Here is a 15,886-nt window from a genome sequence, read left to right on the forward strand (position 1 = left end):
AGTTAGAGATATGAAATATCAATTAGAAAGATCTGGTCAAAAAACGTGGAATTAATGCAGTTGCTGCAGCAATTCGTCCTGGAATTATTACTGATAAACTAAACAATGCTATTGCAACTGGTAACTGGGGACGTGGACGTGTTGGTGTAACTCAATTACTTGATAGAACCAACTATCTTTCAACAATTAGCCATTTAAGAAGAATTCAATCTCCTCTTAGTAGAACTCAACCAAACTTTGAGGCAAGAGATTTGCATGCGACACACTTTGGAAGAATATGTCCAAGTGAAACTCCTGAAGGATCTAATTGTGGTCTTGTAAAAAATTTGGCATTATCTGGAATAATTTCTGTAAATGTACCATCTGAAGAAATTGTAGAAAAAATCTATGATCTTGGCACCGTTCATTTCTTTGATGCAAAAGAAGAACTCAAAAAAGATGGAACTAGAGTATTTGTTGATGGACGTTTAATTGGTTATTTCAAAGATGGTTCAGAACTAGCTGAATCACTTAGAGAACTACGAAGAAACTCAAAGATTCACCCTCATGTTGGAATCTCATTTCATAAATCCGATATTGAAGGTTCTACAAGAAGACTTTATGTGAATTGCAATGCAGGACGAGTCTTAAGACCATTGATAATTATCAAAGACAACAAACCATTACTAACATCTGAATTGTTAGATAAAATTTCAAAGAAATTACTTTCTTGGACTGATCTTTTGAGAATGGGTGTCTTGGAGATGATTGATGCAAATGAGGAAGAAAATTGTTATGTTACTTTAGATGATAAAGACACAAAAAAATACACTCACCTAGAAGTATTCTCACCAGCAATTCTTGGTGCAGGAGCTTCTATCATTCCATATCCTGAACATAACCAATCTCCAAGAAACACTTACGAATCTGCAATGGCAAAACAAAGTTTAGGTTTCTCCACACCTATGATGAATACCAGTACTTATGTTAGACAACACTTTATGCTATATCCACAAGTTCCAATAGTTAACACAAAAGCAATGAAACTTTTAGGATTAGAAGACAGACCTGCTGGTCAAAATTGCGTTGTTGCAGTATTACCATTTGACGGCTATAACATTGAAGATGCTATTGTATTAAGTAAAGCCTCTGTTGACAGAGGATTGGGAAGAACTTTCTTCTATAGAATCTATGATGCTGAAGCAAAACAATATCCTGGTGGAATGCGAGACAGCTTTGAAATTCCTAATGCTGAAGATAACATAAGAGGCTACAAAGGAGAACGTGCATACAGATTACTTGAAGAAGATGGAGTAGTTGCATCTGAAGCTCCAGTTAAAGGAGGAGATATTTTGATTGGAAAAACCAGTCCTCCGAGATTCATGGAAGAATACAGAGAATTTGAATCATCTGGTCCATACAGACGAGATACTTCTATTGGTGTAAGACCATCTGAAGCTGGCGTTATTGATACAGTAGTTATGACTCAATCTAACGAAGGTGGAAAAATGTACAAGATTAGAGCAAGAGACATGAGAATTCCTGAGATTGGTGATAAATTTGCATCAAGACACGGACAAAAAGGCGTACTTGGAATTTTAGCCAAAGCTGAAGATCTACCATACACTTCAGAAGGAATTTCACCTGACGTTTTGATTAATCCACATGCATTCCCTTCAAGAATGACAGTAGGAATGATGATGGAATCAATTTGTGGTAAAGCTGCAGCATTTCGTGGAAAACGATTTGATGGCTCTGCATTTGTTGGAGAAAAAATGGATGAAGTTAAAGAAGTAATGGATGCACACAATTTCAAATATTCTGGTAAAGAAATAATGTATGATGGAAGAACTGGAAAAGCATTTCCAGTTGAGGTCTTTATTGGAGTTGTATATTATCAAAAACTTCACCACATGGTTGCAGATAAAATTCATGCAAGAGCTCGTGGACAAGTTCAGATGTTAACTAAACAACCAACTGAAGGAAGAGCAAGAGGTGGTGGATTGAGGTTTGGTGAAATGGAGCGAGATTGTCTGATTGCTTATGGTGCCTCAATGATCTTAAAAGATAGATTGCTAGATGAATCTGACAAATCTGATATCTTTGTATGTGAAAGATGTGGTTTGGTAGCTTATCATGATGTTAAACAAAGAAAGTATGTCTGCAGAGTCTGTGGGGACAAAGCCAAAGTTTCATCTGTATCTGTAGCATATGCATTCAAATTACTCTTACAAGAGATGCAAAGTCTTAACGTTGCACCACGTTTGTTAATCAAGGAGAAAATCTGATGTCTGTTCAAGCAATTAAAGCAATTGATGGAATTCAATTCTCAGTATGGTCTCCAACTGAAATTAGAAAATACTCTGTTGCAGAGATTACTGCACCTGAAACCTATGATGAAGATGGAATGCCAGTACAAGGAGGTCTTATGGATGGTAGACTGGGTACTCTTGAGCCAGGTCAAAAATGTCTTACATGTGGAAATACTGCTGCAAGATGTCCTGGACACTTTGGACATATTGAACTTGCAGAACCAATATTGCACATTGCATTTATTGATAACATCTACAAATTGCTTCAATCAACATGTCGTTCATGTGCAAGACTCAAAGTTCCTCAAGAAGATTTAGATGCATTTAAAAAAATTAAAGACAAACATGCTGCTTACACTGTAATTTCACAAAAACGTATTCCAGAACAAATCATTGAAAAAGCAAAAAAAGCAAAAGAATGCCCTCACTGTGGAAAAACACAATACGAGTTAGTGTTTACAAAACCTACTATCTTTGTTGAGAAAACAGAAATCGGTGAACACAGATTACTTCCAATTACAATTAGAGAAAGATTCTCACAAATTCTTGATGAGGATTTAGAAATACTATCGTATGATCCTCGTACTGCTAGACCAGAATGGTTCATCCTGCAAGCATTACCTGTTCCACCCGTAACTGTTAGACCATCAATCATTCTTGAAACAGGAATTAGATCCGAAGATGATTTGACACACAAAATGGTAGATATCATTAGAGTAAATCAAAGACTAAAGGAAAGCAAGGAAGCTGGAACTCCACCATTGATTGTGCAAGATTTAGTTGATCTATTACAGTATCACTCTACAACATACTTTGATAATGAAGTTTCTGGAATTCCACAAGCCCATCATCGTTCCGGACGTCCACTCAAAACATTAACTCAAAGACTAAAAGGAAAAGAAGGTAGATTCAGAGGTTCACTATCTGGAAAGAGAGTTGACTTTTCAAGTAGAACTGTAATTTCTCCAGATCCTAACTTAGATTTATCCGAAGTAGGAGTTCCTGAACAAGTTGCCATGAAACTAACTATTCCAGAAATTGTTACAGAATGGAATATTGAAAGAATGAGAAAACTAGTCATTAACGGACCAGAGAAATTCCCAGGTGTAAACTATATTGTGAGACCTGATGGTGTAAAGATTAGATTAGATTTCGTAGAAGACCGTTCTATTATTGCAGAATCACTTGAAATTGGATATTTGATTGAAAGACATCTTGCCGATGGTGATATTGTGATGTTCAACAGACAACCATCACTTCACCAAATGTCTATTATGGCACACTATGTACGTGTACTTCCTGGTAAGACTTTCAGACTACACCCATCTGTATGTCCTCCATACAACGCAGACTTTGATGGTGATGAAATGAACCTTCACGTTCCTCAAAGCGAAGAAGCCAGAGCAGAAGCAATTCTTCTAATGAGAGTTCAAGATCAGTTAATTTCTCCAAGATACGGTGGTCCAATTATTGGAGCACTTAGAGATTTTGTTACTGGTGCATACCTTCTAACAAAAGATGGAACAACTCTTTCTATTCAAGAATTTTCAAACCTTGCAATGCTTGGTGGTTACAAAGATGCACTTCCAAAACCTGCAACCAAAACAAAAGATGGTCCAGCATATACAGGAAAACAACTATTTTCCCTATTCCTTCCAAAAGACTTCAACTATGTCCTTACATCAAAATGGTCAAAGGGAACAAATGGTCCCCCAAAAGATGTTGTAATTAAAAACGGTGAACTCATTAGCGGTGTAATTGACAAAACATCTATTGGTGCAGAAGAACCAGAAAGTGTCTTACACCGAATTACAAAAGACTATGGAAATGCAATTGGTAAAAATTTCCTAAACTCTATTCTAATCATGGTAAAACAATTCATTACAAGTTATGGATTCAGTTATGGATTCGGTGATCTAGAAGTACCAGAAAAAGAAAAACAACAAATTCTCGATGACATTCAAGGAACTTATGATGTCATTTCTGATTTAACTGATCAATATGATAAAGGAACTCTCAAACTCACCAGAGGTATGAAAGCCGAAGAAGCCCTTGAAGCATATATCGTAAATGAGTTAGGCAAAGCAAGAGACAAGGCCGGATCTACTGCAAATGATTCTCTTGATAACTCCAATGCTGGAAAAATTATGGCTACAACTGGTGCTAGAGGTTCATCACTAAACGTAGGTCAGATGGCAGGTGCATTAGGACAACAATCGAGAAGAGGAAATAGACTACATGATGGATACCAAAACCGTGCATTGACACATTTTCAAGAACATGATAGTAATCCCGATGCTCATGGATTTGTAAAATCAAATTATAGAGAAGGTCTTTCAGCATTAGAATTCTTTTTCCACGCAATGGGAGGTCGTGAAGGACTTGTAGATACAGCAGTTAGAACGCAACAAAGTGGTTACATGCAACGTAGATTGATTAACGCATTAGAGCACATTAGACTAGAATATGATGGAACTGTAAGAGATCCTCATGGTCACATTGTCCAGTTTCTTTATGGTGAAGATGGAATAGATGTACAAAAAAGTGATCATGGTGAAGCATTCAACCCAAGCAGATTGGCAGAATCGCAAACCATTACAGATTCTGGAAAGAAGGCAACAAAAGATGAGATTGAAGTTCTTGCTAAAAAATACACAAAGACATTCAATCCTAGATTAACCTCGCTTGTAACTGAAGCATTGTTGAATTCTAATCTCAGTAAAGATGGCGTTGAAGCAGTTTGTAAGAAAGGACTTTCACTATACAACAAAGCAAAAGTAGAGCCTGGTCAAGCAGTAGGAATTATCACTGCACAATCAATTGGTGAACCTGGTACTCAGATGACATTGAGAACATTCCACTTTGCGGGAATTAAAGAAAGAAACGTAACATTAGGATTGCCAAGATTAATTGAACTAGTTGATGCTAGAAAGAAACCAGTTACTCCTACTATGGATATCTATCTTGATGAAGAATCAAAGAAGTCTAGAGAAAAAGCCATTGAAGTTGCAAGAAATGTTTTACAAACAAAAGTAAGTGCATTAATTTCTAACAGTGAAACTGACTATTCTACTCAAATCACATTAATCTTGAGTCCAAATAGACTAAAAGAAAGAGGCTGCTCTATTGCAGAAGTTGAGGCCTCACTTGCATCCAACAAGAAATTCAAAATGGAAACAACAGGCGAATTAATCACATTAAAACTAGTTGAAGAATCTGATACTGCAACTGTAATTGCAATTAGAAATAAAGTTCTAAACACTACAGTAAAAGGAGTTCCAGACATTGAACGTGTTACACTAGTTCAAAAAGATGATGAATGGGTAATCCAAACAACTGGTTCTAACATTGCCAAAGTACTTGAAGTTAAAGGAATTGATAAAAGAAATGTCAGAACAAACAACGTCTTTGAAATTGCAGGAACTTTGGGTATTGAAGCTGCAAGAAATTCCTTGATTGATGAACTTAACAATACTTTGGGAGACCAAGGATTAGAAGTTGATAATAGATACATTATGTTAGTATCTGATTTGATGTGCTCAAGAGGTTACATGCAACAAATCGGTAGACATGGTATTGCTGGTACTAAAGATAGTGTTCTTGCAAGAGCCGCATTCGAAATCACAGTCCCAACAATTGCACATGCTGCACTTGGTGGAGAAATTGAACACCTCAAAGGAATCACTGAAAACGTCATTGTTGGAAGCAACATTCCAATAGGTAGTGGTACTGTTGATTTGTACATGCAAGTAAGCAAGAAAAAATAGATGATAATTATGGCAGACGAAATTACAACATTAATGAATAACAGTAAAGATAAAGTCGTTTTACTTCGATTGAGAAATACAAAAACTGTTCAAGGAACTCTTATTGATTTTGATATACACATGAATCTGACCTTGGATAATGCTGAGGATATATCTGAAGGCAAAACAGAAAAACTAGGAAAAATTTTACTTCGTGGTGACAATATCTTAGCAGTCTCTTTACCTGAAGACGAGTCTTAGTAAAACTCATCAAACATTAAATTCAATATTGCGCATTTTTTATTATGCATATATTTTTCCTACTATTGCCATTAATCCTGCTTCCTGCATATGCTGAATCAATTCCAAACTACAATGATCCATACGCTCCAATTTTTACAGACAAACCAGTCTACACTTGGACTGACAAAATAAAAATGACAATTCTTGCACCAAGCTGGAATACAGATAGAAATCTAATTGATTCAATTGGTGATAGTTCAACACATCCGATAATTATTGGTACATCTGAGCACTCTCTGAAATCTTACAGATTTACAGAAACTGATGTCAATTCTGGAATATTTACAGCTGAGGTGATTCTTACAGGTTTTGCACATGATGCAAATGGTGATGGAGACATTGATACCATGCCAAGGACTACTGGTAATGGTCCTACAAGTGGATTTTTAGAAGTTGATAGAGATTCTTCAGTAACTATATCTTTTAAATTTGCAGATGGTGTAGTGCTAGTTGAGTCTGTCCCTGTTAGTTGGAATGTGGGAACTATTTCGTTTCTTAAAGAAATTTTCTTATCTGATACTTCTGCAATGATTCGTGTAATTGATCCTGACATGAATCTTAATCCAGAGGCATTGGATCATATCCAGATACAAATATTCTCAGATTCTGATTCAGCAGGAATTGAAATTGAAGGAATAGAAACATCTGAAACCTCTGGCTCTTTTATTGGAACAGTGTCTTTATCTCAAACTTCGCCCTCAAGTGGAAATAGGCTTTATGCTCTACCAGGAGACAAAATAACTGCAAAATATGACGATTATACATTACCAAAACCCTTTTCCAAATCCGACAATATGCAAATCGAAGATTTTGCAATAGTTGATTCATCAATTCCGCCAATTGAACGTTTGACAAGTTTGCCAATTACTTTCTCTGACAGTTTTGCAAATCAACTAGATTCTTTTTCAGAGGACACTCAGTTGCAAATAGTTGGTACCATACAAAATAATCAAGAATATAATCAAAAGTTTGTTTATCTCTTTCAAGTAAAGAACGCAGATAATTCAGTAGAATCAATTTCGTGGATTCAAGGTGAGCTCTCATCCAACCAAAGTTTAGATGTTTCACAATCTTGGACCCCTAAAAAATTTGGAACATATCATATCGAAACATTTGTTTGGAGTTCTCTAAATGATCCAACACCTCTATCTGATCTAATGAACGCGACAATTATTGTTGAATGAAAAGTATAATTTCTACGTGATTATTAAATAGAAAATTACGTTTCTAGTCGTGTGTTAGGATACTTTGCAGCAATTACTCTAGTGTTAACCGTATTGACTCCGTTGATTTTTGAAGATGTCTTTGCTGAATCATTTACCGTAAATTTTGACAAGTCGTTATACAGCAGTGGTGATTTGATCACTATATCCGGAGATATCCTAGAATTTGGAATGCCTGTAATTGCAATGAGCATTTATGATCCGGATGGAAAAATCTTGTCGGCCAATAATTTGGATATTTCACCTGATAATACATTTTCAAAAAGCTTTGTTTTAGAATCTCCTTTTTATGAGAAATCTGGAGAATATACAGTAAAGATAAGCTATGGAAAAATCTCCGAAAATTATTATTTTACAATAGATAATTTGGATTTTGAACCTGAAATTCTTATTGAAACCTTTGAGGAACCTGAAGTAATATTACTATACACTGAGAAAAAACAATACACTGACAATGATGTAATTAAAATCACTGGTCTTGTTTCTGCATTAGATTCCCCATCTGTGTTAATTGGAATTTATGATCCCTTTGGAATGCCTGGTGGATTTTACTTTGGCTCAGTTGATTCTAATTTGGAATTCTCTACAAGTTTTCTTGTTAAATCTGGAGTTAATTTCAGAGTTGATGGAACATATTCAGTAAAAGCTCACTATGGTGAAACAGAGGCAATATCTTTTTTTGATTATTACAAAATTCCACAAGAAATAATTGAAGATCCAATACCAAACCCTGAAAAAGAAATCATTGAATCTACCGAAGTACAAATAACTAAAACTAGTGATGATGTTGTCACAAAGTCTCCAAACATATCATCTGAACAAGAAACTCCAAACAATGATTCTGATGTTTCTAAAACAAATGATTCACAATCAAATACTGACAACACTATAACCAAATCTGTTTCAAAAAGCATTCCATCTCAAAAAACAAATGTTCCAGAAATACTCAAAACAAAAATTATTGATGAAAAAAACACTCCAAACAAAATTGATGACAAAAAAGAAATTAAAAAACAAAATAATCTGTCTGTTGAGGACATAGAACTTGGAATAATGTTGAACGAAATTAATTTAGAATGTGATCATAGCATCTTGACTGACACAATTTCGTACTATGATGGAATGGGACCTGCATTGTACAGACTATGTAAATTTGATAGTTCTCTGAATTTTTTTAACGAGTTCTTGATCAAACAACCTAATGATGTTGAAATCCTTGTAAATAAGGGATCCGCCCTTGGAAAATTAGGATATTATTCGGAGGCAATAACGTACTATGATCAGGCAATAAAAATTAATCCTGATTTTTTTGCCTGCTAAAAATAACAAAGCAAATGCCCTTGCAAATCTAGGGAATTTTGATAATGCTATTGCATTGTATGATCAAATTTTAGAGAAAAACCCTGACTATCTAACCGCCCGAAAAAACCTTGATACTGTTCTATTACTAAACGCAGATGTTACTGATTCAGACCACGCATCAACAGATTCTAATATTGAAAATATCGCTTATGCCGAATCTTCTGAATCTGAAAAAATTATTCCCAACAATCAGAAAAAACAAGAACCAACCGACTTTATTAACGAATTAAGTCTTGTATTTTCTACTTTGGGCTCTCTATTTGGATTTATGAACTGATTTATTTTTAAAATACTCACAGTTTTTCAATAAACCTATAAAGCCCTGTCATGACGATCGACATAAGGTAACAACATGAGTAAGATACTTGAAAAATCATTAAGAGATGCCCGAAAAGAAGATGCATTAACAATGGGTACTAAACAAGTTTTGAACTCTCTAAAAAATTCCAAGCTAATTGTATTGTCTCGTTCAGTAAAAAAAGAAACACTCGAGCAAATTGAATCAGATGCAAAAAAAGAAAAAATACCTCTAGTAAACTTTCAAGGAACATCAGTCGCATTGGGAAGATTATGCGGCTTGCAATTTAGAATCTCAACAATATCATTTACATCTATCGATGATGCAAACATCAAATCAATTTTAAAAGATACAGAAGCTGAGGAAAAAAATGAATAATCATATTTTCTGTAATGTAAGTTTAAATGAGACTTTTCTTGTTCGGAGATAAATAGGAATTCTAATGACACAATCAATTAAACTAACAACTGATCAGATGCGTATGATGTCTCTTTTCCAAAATGTAACTGGTGCAACAGCCCGTGATTGTGTTGAAGATGAAAAACAAGATAGAGTGATTTTTGTAGTTAATTCTGGTAAGATGGGCCTTGCAATCGGCAAGGGTGGTATTCACATCAAATCCTTACAAAATATTGTTAAAAGAAATGTAGAATTGGTTGAATTCGATGAGGATCCGGCAAAATTTTTGTCTACTTTGCTCAATTCAAAACTAATCTCAGAAGTAAAAATAAATACACGAGCAGATGGTTCAAAACAGGCAATCGTTATGGTCGACCCAAGAAAGAAAGGAATCGTTGTTGGAAGAGAAGGCAGAAATGCTGAGAAAGCAAGACTACTTGCAAAACGATATTTTGATATTAGCAGTGTGTTGATTAACAGTCCTGAACGTGCTACTTTGGAGATGTAATATATGAGAAAATCACCACTTGGATTATTTGCTGGTAGAGTTTTGACTTCTAAAAAGAAGACACAACGATGGGCTATCTCAACTTACAAAAGAAGAAAGCTTGGTATTGATAAAAAGGCTGATCCACTTGGAGGGGCTCCACAAGCTAGAGGTATTGTTTTAGAAAAAGTTGGTATTGCAGCAAAACAACCAAACTCTGCTATCCGAAAATGTGTTAGAGTTCAATTAATCAAAAATGGTAAAACAGTTACAGCATTCTTGCCACGAGACGGCGCCATGAACTTTATTGATGAACACGATGAGGTTCACATTCAAGGAATGGGTGCAACTCAAGGCGGTGCAATGGGAGATATTCCTGGTGTAAGATTCAAAGTTTTCAAAGTTAACGGTACATCGCTTCATGAATTAGTGATTGGAAAGAAGGAGAAACCAAGAAGATAGAAATGGCTGAAACTAAAAATTTATTGCTATTTAGAAAATGGGATTTATCTAACATTGAAGTAAAAGATCCTGGATTAAAAACTGCTATCTCTTTGAGAAAACAAATTCTACCTTACACTTATGGTCGCTCTGCACTAAAGAGATTCAACAAAGCTGACGTTAACATTGTTGAGAGATTAATCAACAAGACAATGCACTTTGGAAAGAAATATGCAAAGAACACTGGTAGAATGACTGGTAAAAAAACAAAACTACTCAACACTGTAAAAACCGCATTTGATATTATAGCACTTAAAACTGGCCAAAATCCAGTTGAAATTCTTGTTAGAGCAGTTGAATTTTCTGCACCAAACGAGGATACAACTAGAATCGTATATGGTGGTACAGTTTACCATGTCTCAGTTGATGTTGCTCCAATCCGAAGAGTTGACTTGGCTTTGAAATTTATCGCAGATGCAATCAAGGAATCAACTTTCTCAAATCCAAAACCCATTGAAGAACACATGGCAGAGCAATTAATGCTTGCAGCATCAAATGATCCTAACGCCCCTTCCGTAAAAAAGAAGAACGAATTAGAGCGTATTGCACAAGCATCTAGATAGAAAATTTTTCCAGTAGCCCGAGGCAGATTCGAACTGCCGTCTCCGCCTATCCACTCTTGAGATCCAGAGGGCAGAATCCTTGACCACTAGACTATCGGGCTACTGAAATAAACCCTAACTATTTAGCATATAATCATTTGTTGCAATGTTTAATGTCAAAATTTGAACCATCTATTATTTTTCACGGAATTCTAATTGTCTTTCACTGCAATCACTTTATCCTAACTTCGTGAATTGCAGTTCCATAGTCACAGTCTGCTTTTAATCGCATGTATGGAATCAATCTGAAATGAATTGAATAGATGTCTCTTTCTTTTAGCAAAATTCCTTTTTGAATCAATGATGCTAGTCCTCTTGATGGAATTGTAATTGATATGTTCCTCTCTTTGCATACTTGTTCTCTTTTCTTTTGAAATTGTTTTAATGAAAATGCCACATCATTAATTTCTAAAATCAAAGGCCAAATGATTTCACTCCAGACAAATCTTCTGTTCTCTGTTGCTGAGGCATATTTTCCTTTTTCACTCAACATTAATAACATCTGCAAATGATGTTATAACTTAATAGTTGTCACAAAAAGAAATTGAAGAATCTCTGAATTTGTTAGAAAAAGATTGGACTGTAGATCCAATTCTGCGAGAATTTATGCTGGGTAAAATTACCGATGTCTCTGACTATCCAATCAAAGTAAAAGATGTAGTGTTTCATGTACCATATCTGAATTCTGAAAAAAAATACATCTTGTGGAAATGCTACTGGCCTGATTGTCATAATTGCTGTGACAGACAAGGAAGACTCCCGTTGACATCTGATGATTTGATCACAATTGGAAAGGGTTTGAAATACCAAAAGCCATCTGATTTTATAAAAAATGAAACTCTAACTGTTACATATCAAGAACCTGGTCCATCTGGTCAGATGACTACAATGACTACAATCAACCTGAAAAGAAAAACAGATGAGACAGAAGATGATGATGGAACCCACATATCTTGTAGATTCCTGGATGAGAAGGGAGGTTGTAGCATGCATCCAGACAGACCTGGAGTGTGCTATTTGTATCCATTTTCAAGCTGGCTTGAGAACGAAAAGGGAAAGGCACGTGTCCATGCAACATATCAATTCACAGGTGATTGTCCTGGATTTTACTTGGCAGAAAATTTGGATCCTATGAAAGAAGAGTTCAAAGAGTACTCAAAGACAATTTATGATTACAACATGGCATCAAATAGAACAAGTAGAGAAGGATTCAGTTCTGTTAGTTTCAGTTAGGCTTTAGCTACTTTCATCAGGTCAGCAATTTTAATATCCATTCCGAATCTATCCTCGTTCTTTTTCATGTATCTAAATATTGAGATAAAGTCTGGCAGTGCTTTGAAGAAACTAAAGTCTTTGTGAATTTTAGCTCTTACAAAATTAAACACTTTGGCATACACTTTGTAGTGTTTTTCAACTGCTTTCTCGTATGCCTTAAAATCATTCATGTTCTCCAAGAATATGTCAACGCATTGCATTGATGGAATAATTCCTTCACCTAACAATGCATAAACTGTTCCAATTGATTCTCCAACCCCTACTACTTTACCTGAATAGTATGGCTTACATCTGTCAGGTGTTGCAAGTCTGATGGGACGACCCTTTGTTGCAACTACTTTACCTCCATGTTTTTTCAAGAAATCGTCAGTTGCCTTGATGTGTTGTTTATTGTAATCCCCTGCGCCAATATGTGCCCATTTCTCACCCAATGGGAAATACCAAAAATATCCTGACATCCCAGGAAATGGCTCAATGTAAAAGTCATCATATGGCAAGCCATTTTCATATTCTACTTTGTATTCGTATGTTGGCAGGAAAAATCCTCCTTTAGTTTTGGAAGATAAACTCTGTTAAATCCAGTACAGTCAACTATCATATCGTATTCTTTTTCTAATTCTTCTAACTTTGGTGCTTGGCCGTAAATTATCTTGGAGTCTTTAATGAAATCTTTAATCAAAGCAAGTTTGTCATACGTGCATAATCCTTTTAATCCGATATCAAATTTTACATCATCATTCATCTTGACATGCATATTTTTGCCATCATGGATTAGAAAGTCATCAAAGTTTCTTCCAGTTTTTTTACAAAACTCTCTCAGCACTGGTTTGATTGTTCCCCATGCGCAAATGGAATCATGTTTTTCCTCAACATTTCTTTCATAACCTACTACTTCATGTTCAGAGTCTTTTAGTCTGGCCATGAGATAAGAACCTGCAACACCCATTCCCATCACTGCGATCTTCAAGATAACCTGCGATTGAGTCATGCCTAATAAATACACTATCTGGAAATTTTTCTAGTGTAGATAATTATCACTAGTAGAAAACAGTAGTGCTGGTTAAATATCAAAATCACATAGTTTGTTTGAAAAGGTAGTCTGTCGTCTGATTACAAATGTTTCAGACCTTAAGACAATCGCTCTCATCAGAAGACTTGCCGTCACTGATCTTAAGCGATGAGCTGTCATCAACGTCCTTTAGGAGTTGATCTTAAGCTCACTCACCTTTTAAATTTGGTATTTTTTTTAGTGTGTCATGGATACATTTGATGCTATAGCTCAACGACGCTCTGTGAAAAGCTTTGATAAAAACCACAAGATGACTCAAGACGAAATCAACAAACTCTTGGAGCTTGCAGTGTTATCTCCAACATCATACAATATTCAAAACTGGAGATTTGTTACAGTAACTGATCAAAGCATCAAAGACAAGCTATCTGCGCTATCTCATGGACAACAGCAAGTATCTGATGCATCACTTGTGATAGTTTTATGTGCGGACTTGAATTCCTGGGATAAAAAACCTGAAAGATACTGGGCAAACATTCCTCCAGAGCCACGCAATGCTTTAGTTGAATCATTAAGAAACTCTTATCGTGACAATCTGCAACAACAGCGAGACGAGGCAATGCGTTCTTGTGGCATGGCAGCTCAGACAATAATGCTTGCAGCAAAGTCTATGGGGTATGACACATGTCCTATGAAGGGCTTTGATTATGACGCAGTTGGGAAAATGATTAACCTGCCTGCAGATCATGTCATATCTATGATGGTAGTTGTGGGAAAGAAGACTAAAGAAGCATCTCCGCGAGGTGGACAACTACCGCTATCTGATATAGTTTTTGAGAACAAATTCTAAACTTGTCTTTATTTAAAATGAATATCATTTATTATCTATGATGTTTTTTTGATATACTGTGGCGGTAGAGGACGCAATCAAGAAACTGGAGATATCAAACCAGGGACTCAAAGTAATACTGGAGAATCTTGATGAACAGCTTGCTGATATACGCTCAGACCCACGACTAGAAGGACTAGTTGATGACTTGGAGAATTTATTTTATGCATATCTAAAGACATGGATTAAGAGCAATACTGAAATTCTTGATATCCTAAACCAAGAAAAAAAATAATACGTAATTTTCAGAATGATTATAGAATTGCTGGTTTTTAAGACATGAATAGTATAGAATGTTATGGTGCTAGTATGGATTGGAATTGCGATAGGAGTTTTACTTGCAGTGATTTTGATAATCAAGGTATCAAAAACTAATCCTCATGAAATAGCGGGAATAGAAATTCATTGTACAAAATGTGGGCTCAAAACAGATGGCTCAGAGTGTCCAAGATGCAAATCAAACTCATTTGGAGTTTAGAACTCTAAACGCTTAAGTTCCATATTCTTAAAGAAAATCAATGGGCTTTGCAAAAAAAGTTCTAGAGTATCAACAAAAGAAACTAGTTGAAGCGCAAAACAATCTCAAATCTCATCTATCTAAAAAGGAAGATCTCTATGGAAAAGGAACCGAGAAGGAAATTGCAAACGAGGAAAAGATGATCAAAATTTGGAGTACAAACATTGAGAAGATTAAAAAGGCGATTCTCAAGCTGCAAGAAAAATAAAATCTAACTTAATCTGTCTAGTTTTTTATCTAATGTGTTGACCTGGTGTATCAGATCATTTATTGTATTATCTAGTATAGCCTTTTTTGTTTTGGGTTTTTCTGTAGCGTCTGCCCAGTCAAGCATTGCATGAAACATTGATCTGACCTGCAGGGCATCATCATACAACTCATTCAGTGTAATTTGCTCTCTCTGATCTTTGGGATATATCGTAATTGCGCCGTCTTTAATTATGTATTTCTGGTGCGCTATCGCATCTCTGAAATCAACTAAGAACAATCCTCTGATTGAGTTTTTCAATTTCTCAGTGTACTGCATCTTGTTGCATATTTTTCTAATCATCTGACTCAGTGATGTGTCTTCATCAAAACTCCCCTTGATCATTGCAGAATTTATGATGATTTTTAGAAATTTCTCAAATACTTGAAGATGAGAATTGACATATAACATTAAGGAATAAACTGCAAAGAAGACTATCTCGTCTTTTTCAGTCTCAAATGCATCTATTTTTTGGATTACCTTCTCAAAAGAGTTGGTAAATGACTTTTCAAATTCTATGAAATTAATGAAAAATTCCTCATCGTGATACTCTTTGTTAAATTTGTACAGTCCATTAGCCTCTATATCGTTTAGAATTACTAAAACAGCTTGATAGTTTGAATCTGCCACAGATTTTGTTGCGAGAATTGTAAACTTAAGCCTGTTGATATTCTATAACCCGCCGCCAGAAATCTCACTGAGCTCTATCTCGTATCCGTTAGGATCTAAAATGTATA

At 35.4% G+C, this 15,886-nt stretch carries 19 protein-coding genes and 1 tRNA gene; 15 read left to right on the forward strand and 5 right to left on the reverse strand.

Features of this window, described 5'->3' with window-relative positions; genetic code table 11:
• Positions 1 to 203 precede the first annotated feature (203 nt).
• The 10 genes from rpoB (at position 204) to BD31_RS02540 (ending at position 11,173) form a co-directional block, all read left to right on the forward strand.
• Positions 204 to 2,267, forward strand: a complete 2,064-nt coding sequence (gene rpoB, locus BD31_RS02500; RefSeq protein ID WP_238536044.1) for a DNA-directed RNA polymerase subunit B — start codon at positions 204 to 206, stop codon at positions 2,265 to 2,267.
• Entirely contained in the window at positions 2,267 to 6,058 is a 3,792-nt protein-coding gene (locus BD31_RS02505) for a DNA-directed RNA polymerase subunit A' (protein ID WP_008298103.1), read from the forward strand. Before rpoB ends, BD31_RS02505 begins: the two co-directional genes overlap by 1 nt.
• 9 nt (positions 6,059 to 6,067) lie before the next feature.
• Positions 6,068 to 6,298, forward strand: a complete 231-nt coding sequence (locus BD31_RS02510; RefSeq protein ID WP_048097386.1) for an LSM domain-containing protein — start codon at positions 6,068 to 6,070, stop codon at positions 6,296 to 6,298.
• Between the two features lie 44 nt (positions 6,299 to 6,342).
• Positions 6,343 to 7,524, forward strand: coding sequence for a hypothetical protein (locus BD31_RS02515; RefSeq protein WP_193353377.1), 1,182 nt, complete (start codon positions 6,343 to 6,345; stop codon positions 7,522 to 7,524).
• A gap of 51 nt (positions 7,525 to 7,575) precedes the next feature.
• Positions 7,576 to 8,883, forward strand: a complete 1,308-nt coding sequence (locus BD31_RS02520) for a tetratricopeptide repeat protein (RefSeq protein WP_008298121.1) — start codon at positions 7,576 to 7,578, stop codon at positions 8,881 to 8,883.
• Positions 8,873 to 9,202: a tetratricopeptide repeat protein gene (locus tag BD31_RS10635; RefSeq protein ID WP_008298128.1), complete on the forward strand. Its 330-nt coding sequence runs from the start codon at positions 8,873 to 8,875 to the stop codon at positions 9,200 to 9,202. The genes BD31_RS02520 and BD31_RS10635 overlap by 11 nt, the downstream gene beginning before the upstream one ends.
• Positions 9,203 to 9,277: 75 nt before the next feature.
• Complete coding sequence (locus BD31_RS02525; protein ID WP_008298111.1) at positions 9,278 to 9,601, forward strand: ribosomal L7Ae/L30e/S12e/Gadd45 family protein; 324 nt, start codon at positions 9,278 to 9,280, stop codon at positions 9,599 to 9,601.
• Between the two features lie 64 nt (positions 9,602 to 9,665).
• A complete protein-coding gene (locus BD31_RS02530) occupies positions 9,666 to 10,130 on the forward strand; it encodes a NusA-like transcription termination signal-binding factor (protein ID WP_008298134.1) in 465 nt (154 codons plus the stop codon).
• A gap of 3 nt (positions 10,131 to 10,133) precedes the next feature.
• Positions 10,134 to 10,571: a 30S ribosomal protein S12 gene (locus BD31_RS02535; protein WP_008298119.1), complete on the forward strand. Its 438-nt coding sequence runs from the start codon at positions 10,134 to 10,136 to the stop codon at positions 10,569 to 10,571.
• Positions 10,572 to 10,573: 2 nt separating this feature from the next.
• On the forward strand, positions 10,574 to 11,173 hold the full coding sequence (locus BD31_RS02540; protein ID WP_008298130.1) for a 30S ribosomal protein S7: 600 nt from the start codon (positions 10,574 to 10,576) through the stop codon (positions 11,171 to 11,173).
• 13 nt (positions 11,174 to 11,186) lie between these two features.
• Here the strand turns inward: BD31_RS02540 and BD31_RS02545 are convergent.
• Positions 11,187 to 11,274 (reverse strand) — tRNA-Gln (locus tag BD31_RS02545).
• A gap of 110 nt (positions 11,275 to 11,384) precedes the next feature.
• Positions 11,385 to 11,705, reverse strand: coding sequence for a hypothetical protein (locus BD31_RS02550; protein ID WP_008298109.1), 321 nt, complete (start codon positions 11,703 to 11,705; stop codon positions 11,385 to 11,387).
• Between the two features lie 35 nt (positions 11,706 to 11,740).
• Here BD31_RS02550 and BD31_RS02555 point away from each other — a divergent pair, with 35 nt between their 5' ends.
• Positions 11,741 to 12,445 carry a YkgJ family cysteine cluster protein gene (locus BD31_RS02555; protein WP_008298139.1) on the forward strand — a complete coding sequence of 235 codons (705 nt, stop codon included), beginning with the start codon at positions 11,741 to 11,743 and terminating at the stop codon, positions 12,443 to 12,445.
• On the opposite strand, the gene BD31_RS10640 is transcribed toward BD31_RS02555, so the two are convergent.
• Complete coding sequence (locus tag BD31_RS10640; protein ID WP_008298136.1) at positions 12,442 to 12,984, reverse strand: geranylgeranyl reductase family protein; 543 nt, start codon at positions 12,982 to 12,984, stop codon at positions 12,442 to 12,444. The two genes, BD31_RS02555 and BD31_RS10640, sit on opposite strands and share 4 nt — an antisense overlap.
• A gap of 14 nt (positions 12,985 to 12,998) precedes the next feature.
• Entirely contained in the window at positions 12,999 to 13,475 is a 477-nt protein-coding gene (locus tag BD31_RS10645; RefSeq protein ID WP_238536043.1) for an NAD(P)/FAD-dependent oxidoreductase, read from the reverse strand.
• Between the two features lie 268 nt (positions 13,476 to 13,743).
• Between BD31_RS10645 and BD31_RS02565 the strand changes: the two genes are divergently transcribed.
• The 4 genes from BD31_RS02565 to BD31_RS02580 all read left to right on the forward strand — a co-directional run bounded on the left by BD31_RS02565 (position 13,744) and on the right by BD31_RS02580 (position 15,110).
• Positions 13,744 to 14,346: a nitroreductase family protein gene (locus BD31_RS02565; RefSeq protein ID WP_008298132.1), complete on the forward strand. Its 603-nt coding sequence runs from the start codon at positions 13,744 to 13,746 to the stop codon at positions 14,344 to 14,346.
• Between the two features lie 58 nt (positions 14,347 to 14,404).
• Positions 14,405 to 14,620, forward strand: coding sequence for a hypothetical protein (locus BD31_RS02570; protein ID WP_008298114.1), 216 nt, complete (start codon positions 14,405 to 14,407; stop codon positions 14,618 to 14,620).
• A 63-nt stretch (positions 14,621 to 14,683) separates the two neighbouring features.
• Complete coding sequence (locus tag BD31_RS02575) at positions 14,684 to 14,863, forward strand: hypothetical protein (protein WP_008298105.1); 180 nt, start codon at positions 14,684 to 14,686, stop codon at positions 14,861 to 14,863.
• Positions 14,864 to 14,903: 40 nt separating this feature from the next.
• The gene (locus tag BD31_RS02580; RefSeq protein ID WP_008298118.1) at positions 14,904 to 15,110 is read left to right on the forward strand and encodes a hypothetical protein; all 207 of its coding nucleotides are present in this window, start codon (positions 14,904 to 14,906) and stop codon (positions 15,108 to 15,110) included.
• 3 nt (positions 15,111 to 15,113) lie between these two features.
• Here BD31_RS02580 and BD31_RS02585 read toward each other — a convergent pair whose 3' ends face one another.
• Positions 15,114 to 15,779: a hypothetical protein gene (locus BD31_RS02585; protein WP_008298125.1), complete on the reverse strand. Its 666-nt coding sequence runs from the start codon at positions 15,777 to 15,779 to the stop codon at positions 15,114 to 15,116.
• Positions 15,780 to 15,886: the final 107 nt, after the last annotated feature.

Source organism: Candidatus Nitrosopumilus salarius BD31, from assembly GCF_000242875.2.
Taxonomy (GTDB): Archaea; Thermoproteota; Nitrososphaeria; order Nitrososphaerales; family Nitrosopumilaceae; genus Nitrosopumilus; species Nitrosopumilus salarius.